Here is a 9728-nt window from a genome sequence, read left to right as displayed (position 1 = left end):
TTCGAAAATGGCTTCCCCCTTTACAGTAAAGGGGGAAGCCATTTTCGAAAATCCCTTAGCCCTCTATTTTAAAAAAGGCCATCCAGTAAACCACAGAAATCAAACGTCGCAAAATAGTCCTTCGGTGTCTCCGCCCTCCGTATCATCTCCACAGCCCCATCCTCTTTCAGCAGCAATTCCGCTGATTTCAATTTTCCATTATAATTATACCCCATGGAAAATCCGTGGGCGCCGGTGTCATGGATCACAAGCAGATCCCCCATTTCAATCTCCGGCAGCATCCTGTCCACCGCAAATTTATCGTTATTTTCGCATAAAGATCCCGTAACGTCGTATTTATGGTCACAGGGCGCGTCTTCTTTTCCCATCACGGTGATGTGATGATAGGCGCCGTACATGGCCGGACGCATCAGATTAACCGCGCAGGCATCCACTCCGATGTACTCCTTATGGGTATGTTTTTCATGAATCGCCCTGGTCACCAGACACCCGTAAGGCCCCAGCATGAAACGGCCCAGCTCCGTATAGATGGCCACATCCCCCATTCCCGCAGGCGCCAGTATCTCTTCATACACCTTTTTCACCCCTTCGCCAATTGCATAAATATCATTGGGCTCCTGATCCGGGCGGTAGGGGATGCCGATTCCTCCTGACAAATTGATAAACGTAATCTTTGCTCCCGTCTCTTTTTGAAGGCGGACAGCCACTTCGAACAACACTTTCGCAAGCAGAGGATAATACTCATTGGTCACCGTATTGCTGGCTAAAAACGCATGGATTCCGAAATTCCTGGCTCCTTTTTCTTTAAGAATCTTGAATGCTTCAAAAATCTGCTCTGTGGTCATTCCATATTTGGCGTCTCCCGGGTTGTCCATAATTCCGTTGCTCATTTTAAATAATCCGCCCGGATTATAACGGCAGCTGATGGTTTCCGGGATTCTTCCAACCGCTTCTTCCACCCCTGCAATGTGGGTGATGTCGTCCAGGTTGATGACCGCCCCCAGTTCGTCCGCGTATTTAAACTCGCTTAATGGAGTGTCATTGGACGAAAACATGATATCATGCCCTTTAAAACCGCAGGCCTCCGCCATCATCAGTTCTGTCTCCGAAGAGCAGTCCGTTCCACAGCCAGCCTCCTGCAGTATTTTTAATATAAATGGATTCGGCGTCGCTTTTACCGCAAAGTACTCCTTAAATCCCTTATTCCAGGAAAATGCTTCTTTCAGGGCTTTGGCATTTTCACGAATCCCTTTTTCATCATAGAGATGAAATGGGGTCGGGTATGTCTTAATGATCTCTTCTAATTTTTCTTTGGTAACAAACGGTTTCTTTTCCATATTTATCCTCCATACCGGAGCGTTTTTTCACACGCTCTCTTTTTAATTCAAATACGCCTCAGCGTGCTTTTTGTAAGCCGTACGCCATGCTCTGCATGACATAAAACATCTGTGCGGCTCTGCAATCCGCCGGAGGCTTTATCTTGGAAGGCGCTTGGACGCCCGCCAGGACCAATTAGTTATTTACTCACCACCTATAGAGGCGGGAGGCTTATCTGCTTACAAAACAAAAAAAGTCCGTCAAGAGCTCCAGCCCCTGACGGCCGCACCCTTTGACAGACTTCTTTGTCCTGTGTAATAACTATATTTTCAGATTAATCTACAGTAACCACTCTCATAATATTGGTATGAGCCGCCGGCTCATGCCTTCTGGCCCGGGTCACAACTCCGGCAGTGGCAACAACCAGATCGCCGGCCTGCACGATGTTTTTCTCTTTTAAGAGCTCGATTGAGGTTTCAATCAGTTCATCCGTTGAATCCGCACGTTTTGCCATGAGCGGCAGAACGCCCCAGTAAATCTGCATCTGGCGGACTGCGCTGGCACTGGGTGAAAGGCCGACCACCGTGGTATTCGGTCTCCATTTGGAAAGCATTCTCGTGGTAAATCCGCTGATGCTGGGCGCTACGATCACTTTTGCGCCTAAATCATGAGCGGTTGCAACAGAAGAATAGCAGACCGCATTGGAGATATTGTGAGCGTTCTCGCTGGATACTTTTCTCATCCGGTATGCGTCGTAATCCAAGTGCCCTTCTGAGGCTTCCACGATCTGAGCCATCATTTTAAGGGCCTCTACCGGGTATTTGCCCATGGCTGTTTCGCCGGAAAGCATAACCGCGTCGGTTCCGTCATAAACCGCGTTGGCAACGTCCGTAACTTCCGCTCTCGTTGGGCGCGGGTTGCGGATCATGGAATCCAGCATCTGGGTTGCGGTGATAACCGGTTTGCAGGCCTCGTTGCATTTGCGGATAATGGTCTTCTGGATATAGGGAACCTTTTCAGCAGGAATCTCCACACCCATATCTCCTCTGGCAACCATGATTCCATCACTGGCCTCAATAATTGCATCCAGATTCTCGATGCCTTCCGCATTCTCGATCTTGGCGATCACCTTCATATTCGCTCCGGCCTCTTCCAGCATGGCCTTGATCTCATAAACAGCATCCGCTGTGCGGACAAATGAGGCCGCGATGAAGTCGAATCCTTCTTCAATGCCGAATTTAATATCAGCTTTATCTTTATCGGTCAGAGCCGGGAGCTTGATTTTTACATTGGGCACATTCACGCCTTTTCTCATGCCCAGCTCTCCGCCGTTAATCACTTTACAGACAATATCCGTTCCCGTCACTTCCATGACTTCCAGCTCGATCAGGCCGTCGTCGATGAGGATCTTGTTGCCGGCGGTTACATCTTCATTCAGCCCGGCGTAATTGATATGGCCGGTTTTATCGTCGCCGATGATCTCACGGGTGGTCAGGGTGTAAGTCTGGCCTTCCACCAGCATCACTTTCTTGTCATCTTTTAAAAGCCCGGTACGGATTTCCGGCCCCTTTGTATCGAGCAGAGCCGCAATGGGGAGATTGAGTTCTTCCCGAACGCTCTTTAACAGAGCCAGCCGGCCCCTCTGCTCTTCGTAATCCCCATGGGAAAAGTTGAAGCGGGCAATGTCCATGCCGTTCTTCGCCAGGTTGTAAAGCATCTCCCTGTCATTGGTGTTGGGTCCCATGGTACAGATTATCTTGGTTTTTTTCATATTTACCTCCAAAAACTAGTTTAGCTGATCCGGATTCTGTCCGGTCACGTGTTGATGTGTATACAAATGATCCTGGCAGTATTCATAATTGCCTTCACATTTTGAGCAGTATCGGAATTCCAGATTGTCGCCGTCCTTTTCTGTCCGGCCGCATACCGCGCATTTGTGCCGCGTTTTGCCCTGCGGCAGAATCTTAGCCTGGGTTTTAAATTCCTGTTTCCGTTTTATCTCCCGTGGGTTCACTTTGTTGTAATTGCGCGTCATCAGGAAGAAAATGATGTAGTTAAGCAGTGACATGGCAATGGCACAGCGGACCGCCGTATTTCCTCCTATAAAGCCCCAGACAATGGAAACTCCATAGATCGCGCCCAGCCATTTGGCCTTGATGGGCACGATGAAATACAGTAAAAACTGCAGATCCGGAAATGTGGTTGCAAACGCAAAAAACAGTGAAAGATTCAAATACTTTGTGCTTAAAAGCCAAATCTGGCCGAACACAAAATATCCTACAAAAGCGGCCAAAACATGGCCGATGACTCCCATGAAGAAATAAACGTTAAAACGGAAGGCCCCCCATACACGTTCCAGCGTAGTCCCCAGAGAATAATACAGATACGTCATAAGCAGGTTGGAGAGCAGATCCCCATAAGGCGGAATAATCATAAATGTAACGATTCTCCACACCTGTCCCCTTAAAATAGCGGGCGCATCCAGCGCCAGATATTGTTCATAAAAATGTGGATTGAGCTGCTGGATCAGCATACCCACCGCATACAGAATCACAATGTAATTCATCAGGTTATGAATCGCGTATCTGCCGTATTTTCGTTCCATTTTGTTAAAAAAACTCATCTAATCATCCTTTTTTAGAACAGGTCTTTTTTTGAAAAAATCAGTGCCACCAGCAAAGATAAGGCCGCCGCAAATCCAAGTACTATCACAAATCCCCATGGGCTGTTGGCAAACGGCATCCCGGCGGAATTCACGTTCATGCCGTAAAAACTGGCAACCATGGTCGGGATTGACATAACAATGGTGATCGTCGCCAAAAATTTCATGACAATATTCAGGTTGTTGGAAATAACGGATGCAAATGCGTCCATCGTTCCGCTTAAAATTCCGCTGTAGATATTAGCCATCTCAATCGCCTGCTTATTTTCGATGATAACATCTTCCAGAAGCTCTGTATCCTCAGGATACTTTTTGATCTTTTCATTCTTTAACAGTTTCTCAAACACCACTTCATTGGACCTTAAAGAGGTGGTAAAATACACCAGGCTCTTTTCCAGTTCCAGAAGCTCAATTAACTCCTGATTCTTCTGAGACTGATGAAGCTTGCGCTCCACAACCTCGCTTTTCTTATCAATAATTCTCAGGTACTGCAAAAATAACGACGCATTTTTATACAGGATCTGAAGAATAAACCTGGTCTTCATATAGGTATGGAAGTCACGGACCCTTCCATCCATAAATGCTGTCAAAATCGGTGTGTCTTCCAGGCATACGGTAATGATCACCTCATCCGATGTAATGATGCCCATAGGAATGGTAACGTACCAGTCCTTTCCGCTCCGTTCCTCAATTACAGGTATATCCACGAGAATCAGCGTGTAATGATCCTCCACCTCAATACGGGAACGTTCCTCTTCATCCAGAGGGGCTTTTAAATGATCCGGGTCGATCTGGTAATGATCTGCGATCTCCAGAATCTCCGTAGCCGTTGGATTAGTCAGTGCAATCCAGCATCCTGTCTGCATCTCATCTTTCTGATGAATGGCGCCATCTTCAGTTTTAAATATACGTATCATAATTTCTGTCCTTTCCTTATTTAATACAGTGCACAGTCAGACAACCCGCACTGCACTCCATCAGGAAAATCAGAAATCCAGTGCAGGTATCCGTTCTCGTCCGTCTTCAGTTTCCGCGTGATAACTCGAACCGCTGTCCATACCTTCACTTTCCTTTCTTAAACATACTTGCATGCTGCGACTTATCCATTATAGTTTCTCCAATTATTTTTGTCAAACGAAATGGCGGCGATTTGGAAAAGCTTCCTAAATTTAATGTTTTCTTTACGTTTTTTTAACACTCAATGACGATTGTATTATTTTCAATTCTATGTTAAACTGTTGGCGGTATGCGTAATTTCTTATTAAATGGGTTTATATGGAAATTTAATTTAACCGATACATATTACGTTAGAAACAGATATTTTGTTTCTCGTTTTTTTTGAAAAGGAGGCAGGGGTAATCCCCGCATATATGACAACATTACATAACACCCTTGGCATTGATATCGGTTCCACAACCGTTAAAATTGCCATTTTAGACTCCGACAATCATATATTATTTGCAGATTACGAGCGGCATTACGCCAATATCCAGGAAACCCTGGCCACTCTGCTTACCCGGGGCCTTGAAACGCTTGGCCCTATGCTGCTGCGTCCCATGATCACCGGATCAGGCGGGCTGACCCTGGCAAAATATTTAAAAATATCATTTGTCCAGGAAGTGGTAGCGGTCGCTTCTGCTCTCCGGGATTATGCGCCTCAAACAGATGTTGCCATCGAACTTGGAGGTGAGGATGCTAAAATCATCTATTTCACAGGGGGCATTGACCAGCGTATGAACGGGATCTGCGCAGGCGGCACCGGTTCTTTCATCGACCAGATGGCAGCGCTTTTACAGACAGACGCCACCGGGCTGAACGAATACGCTAAGAATTATAAGGCCATTTATCCCATTGCGGCCCGCTGCGGTGTGTTCGCGAAATCGGATATCCAGCCTTTAATCAATGAAGGCGCCACCAGAGAAGACCTTTCCGCTTCCATTTTCCAGGCTGTGGTCAATCAGACCATCAGCGGGCTGGCCTGTGGAAAGCCAATCCGGGGTAATGTGGCATTTTTAGGCGGCCCTCTCCACTTTTTATCGGAGCTGAGGGCTGCATTTATCCGCACCCTTCATCTTTCGGGAGAGCAGATCATCGCTCCTGACCATTCCCATCTGTTCGCGGCCGTCGGATCTGCCATGAACGCCGCTTCGAAAACTTCCGAAGAGGATGAGATTTCACTGGAAGAGCTGATCAGCCGGCTTTCCAATGGGATTCAGATGGATTTTGAAGTGAAACGGATGGAGCCGCTGTTCATCGATGAAGATGATTATGCGGAATTCTGCGACCGCCATGCGGATAACAGCGTGAAAACAAGGCCGATCCAGAACTATGAGGGCAACTGTTTCCTGGGAATCGACGCCGGTTCCACCACCACCAAAGTGGCCCTTGTGGCAGAAGACGGCTCCCTTTTGTATAATTTTTACAGCAACAACAACGGAAGCCCCTTAGCCACCGCGATTCAGGCCATGTCAGAAATCCATGAACTTCTTCCCGCCAAGGCCCGCATCGCCTATTCCTGCTCCACAGGATATGGAGAGGCTCTGCTCAAAGCGGCTCTTATGCTGGATGAAGGGGAGGTTGAGACCATTTCCCACTACTACGCGGCCGCATTTTTCGAACCGGATGTGGACTGTATCCTGGATATCGGCGGCCAGGACATGAAATGCATTAAAATCAAGGACGGCACCGTGGACAGCGTCCAGTTAAATGAAGCCTGTTCCTCCGGCTGCGGTTCCTTTATCGAAACATTTGCAAAATCACTGAATTACAGCGTGGTGGATTTCGCCAAAGAGGCCCTGTTCGCCAAAAATCCCATCGATTTGGGCACCCGCTGCACGGTTTTCATGAATTCCAATGTGAAACAGGCGCAGAAGGAAGGGGCCACGGTCGCTGATATTTCAGCCGGATTGGCCTATTCGGTGATTAAAAATGCATTGTATAAGGTCATTAAGATTACCAGCCCTTCGGATCTGGGAAAACATGTGGTTGTACAGGGCGGCACCTTTTACAATGACGCCGTGTTGAGAAGCTTTGAAAAAATATCGGGCTGCAAAGCGGTACGGCCGGATATTGCGGGAATTATGGGGGCGTTCGGCGCGGCGCTGATCGCCAGAGAACGTTTTGACGCTCAAAAGGGCACTTCCATGCTGCCGATCGAAAAGATCCTGACCCTGAAATACACCACAGCCATGGCCCGATGCAAGGGCTGTACCAACAGCTGCGTCCTGACAGTCAACAAATTTGAAGGCGGACGCCAGTTCATCAGCGGAAACCGCTGTGAGCGGGGGCTGGGCAAAGAAAAAGTCAAAAAGGATATTCCCAACCTGTTTGATTATAAATACCACCGGATGTTCGATTACGAGGCTCTGACCGCTGATCAGGCGCCCCGGGGGACCGTGGGCATACCAAGAGTGCTGAACATGTATGAGAATTACCCGTTCTGGGCCACATTTTTCAAAAATCTTGGCTTCAGAACTGTATTATCCCCACAATCCACCAAAAATATCTATGAATTGGGAATCGAATCCATCCCCAGTGAATCGGAATGCTATCCGGCTAAACTGGTGCACGGACACATTTCCTGGCTCATCGCCCAGGGTGTGAAAACCATTTTTTATCCGTGTATTCCTTATGAACGGAATGAATCGCCGGATGCGGGCAATCATTACAACTGCCCGATGGTCACCTCCTATGCGGAAAACATCAAAAATAACATGGAGGAACTGCAGGAGAAGAATATCCGGTTCTTAAATCCATTTATGGCATTTACCAATGAAGAGGTGCTCACCAAACAATTGGTCATTGAATTTAAGAAAGAGTTCGGCATCGACGGGGGAGAAATCCGCCAGGCGGCCCATTTGGCCTGGGAGGAGATGCTGGCCTCCCGCCGTGATATGGAGAAAAAAGGGGAAGAGGTCATCGAATACCTGAACCAGACCGGCAAAAGGGGAATCGTTCTGGCCGGACGGCCTTATCATGTGGATCCGGAAATCAACCATGGCATACCGGAACTGATCACGTCTTACGGTTTCGCCGTTTTGACGGAGGATTCCATTTCCCATCTGGGGAAACTGGAACGGCCCATCATCGTCACCGACCAGTGGATGTACCATACAAGGCTTTACCGGGCTGCCGACGTGGTGAAACACTCGGAAAACCTGGATTTAATCCAGCTCAATTCCTTCGGCTGCGGCTTGGACGCCGTCACCACCGACCAGGTCAATGATATCCTGACCAGTTCCGGGAAGATTTATACGGTATTGAAGATCGATGAAGTGAACAACTTAGGATCGGCCAGAATCCGCATCCGTTCCCTGATCTCCGCCCTCCGTGTCCGGGATGTGAAACATCATGAACGCCGGGTGGTATCCAGTGTATACAACCGGGTGGAATTTACAAAGGACATGAAAAAGGATTATACCCTGCTCTGTCCTCAAATGTCACCGATTCATTTTGACCTGATCGAACCGGCAATCCGGTCATTCGGGTATAAAATAGAAGTCCTGCAAAACCACAACCGTTCGGCCGTGGATGTGGGGCTGAAATATGTGAACAACGACGCCTGCTATCCGTCCCTGATCGTAATCGGCCAGATTATGGAGGCCTTGTTATCCGGGAAATATGATCTGGATCACATTGCCATTTTCATGAGCCAGACCGGCGGCGGATGCCGCGCCTCCAACTACATCGGCTTTATCCGCCGGGCGCTGGACAAAGCGGGAATGGGGCATATTCCGGTTATTTCCGTCAATGCCAACGGCATGGAAACCAACTCAGGTTTTTCCATCACCCTTCCGCTGCTCACCAAAGCGATCCAGGGTGTTGTCTATGGGGATATTTTCATGCGGGTGCTCTATGGAACCCGCCCCTACGAAGCAGAACCGGGTTCTGCCGATGCCCTGCACCAGAAATGGAAAGAACGCTGTATTCAGTCTCTTTCTAAAAAATCACCGTCCATGCTGGAATTTAACCGGATCGTGCGCGGCATCATCCGGGATTTCGACGCCCTTCCCAGAAGAGATGTGAAAAAACCCCGGGTCGGCATTGTAGGTGAAATCCTGGTGAAGTTCTCTCCGCTTGCCAATAACCACATCGTGGAACTTTTGGAATCGGAAGGAGCGGAAGCAGTGATGCCCGATCTGTTGGATTTCCTGCTTTATTGTTTCTACAACACCAATTTTAAAGCGGACTATCTGGGCGGCAGACGTTCCACGGCTTACCTCTGCAATATGGGAATTTCCCTGCTGGAGTATTTCAGAAGGGTATCCCGGAAGGAACTGCTGGCCAGCAGGCATTTTGACGCGCCGTCGCCGATCACCCATCTGGCGGATATGGCAAAGGATTATGTCTCCCTGGGCAACCAGACCGGCGAAGGCTGGTTCCTGACTGGAGAAATGCTGGAACTTTTACAGAGCGGTGTCAACAACATCGTCTGCACCCAGCCATTTGGATGCCTGCCCAATCACATCGTTGGAAAAGGCGTGATCAAAGAACTGCGCCGCTCCCATCCGGACGCCAACATCATCGCTGTGGATTACGATCCGGGGGCCAGCGAAGTGAACCAGCTTAACAGAATCAAACTGATGCTGGCTACGGCCCAGAAAAATTTGTAGGGGAAGCTTTATTTAACATGTTCGCGAAAGGAACGCCATGAATCCCGGGAATGTTGACGGACGGGGGCGGAGGCCTGCTTGGAGGTTTGATGCCGGGGGGAGCGGAATCCGTTGGCGTCAAACCTCCAAGCAGGCCT

Annotated in this window: 5 protein-coding genes; 1 reads left to right on the top strand and 4 read right to left on the bottom strand. The window is 48.6% G+C overall.

The annotated features are described in order from the left end of the window. Positions 1–68 precede the first annotated feature (68 nt). The 4 genes from GPL15_RS12360 to GPL15_RS12345 all read right to left on the bottom strand — a co-directional run bounded on the left by GPL15_RS12360 (position 69) and on the right by GPL15_RS12345 (position 4896). Positions 69–1337, bottom strand: a complete 1269-nt coding sequence (locus GPL15_RS12360) for a diaminopimelate decarboxylase (RefSeq protein ID WP_215698982.1) — start codon at positions 1335–1337, stop codon at positions 69–71. A gap of 314 nt (positions 1338–1651) precedes the next feature. Then, the gene (gene pyk / locus GPL15_RS12355; protein ID WP_215698981.1) at positions 1652–3088 is read right to left on the bottom strand and encodes a pyruvate kinase; all 1437 of its coding nucleotides are present in this window, start codon (positions 3086–3088) and stop codon (positions 1652–1654) included. A gap of 15 nt (positions 3089–3103) precedes the next feature. Continuing rightward, complete coding sequence (locus GPL15_RS12350) at positions 3104–3940, bottom strand: rhomboid family intramembrane serine protease (RefSeq protein WP_215698980.1); 837 nt, start codon at positions 3938–3940, stop codon at positions 3104–3106. 14 nt (positions 3941–3954) lie between these two features. Then, positions 3955–4896: a magnesium transporter CorA family protein gene (locus tag GPL15_RS12345; RefSeq protein WP_215698979.1), complete on the bottom strand. Its 942-nt coding sequence runs from the start codon at positions 4894–4896 to the stop codon at positions 3955–3957. 453 nt (positions 4897–5349) lie between these two features. On the opposite strand from GPL15_RS12345, the gene GPL15_RS12340 reads away from it, so the two are divergent. Continuing rightward, complete coding sequence (locus tag GPL15_RS12340; RefSeq protein ID WP_215698978.1) at positions 5350–9591, top strand: 2-hydroxyacyl-CoA dehydratase; 4242 nt, start codon at positions 5350–5352, stop codon at positions 9589–9591. Positions 9592–9728 lie beyond the last annotated feature (137 nt).

The sequence above is a fragment of the Clostridium sp. MCC353 genome (assembly GCF_018785315.1).
Classification (GTDB): Bacteria; Bacillota; Clostridia; order Lachnospirales; family Lachnospiraceae; genus CHH4-2.
Note: the sequence above shows the minus strand (reverse complement) of the source record. Positions and strands in the feature narration are given on the sequence as shown.

Coding starts and splice junctions, on each gene's coding strand:
- GPL15_RS12350 (WP_215698980.1), bottom strand. CDS start 3,940: ATGAGTTTTTTTAACAAAATGGAACGAAAATACGGCAGATACGCGATT.
- GPL15_RS12340 (WP_215698978.1), top strand. CDS start 5,350: ATGACAACATTACATAACACCCTTGGCATTGATATCGGTTCCACAACC.
- GPL15_RS12345 (WP_215698979.1), bottom strand. CDS start 4,896: ATGATACGTATATTTAAAACTGAAGATGGCGCCATTCATCAGAAAGAT.
- GPL15_RS12360 (WP_215698982.1), bottom strand. CDS start 1,337: ATGGAAAAGAAACCGTTTGTTACCAAAGAAAAATTAGAAGAGATCATT.
- pyk (WP_215698981.1), bottom strand. CDS start 3,088: ATGAAAAAAACCAAGATAATCTGTACCATGGGACCCAACACCAATGAC.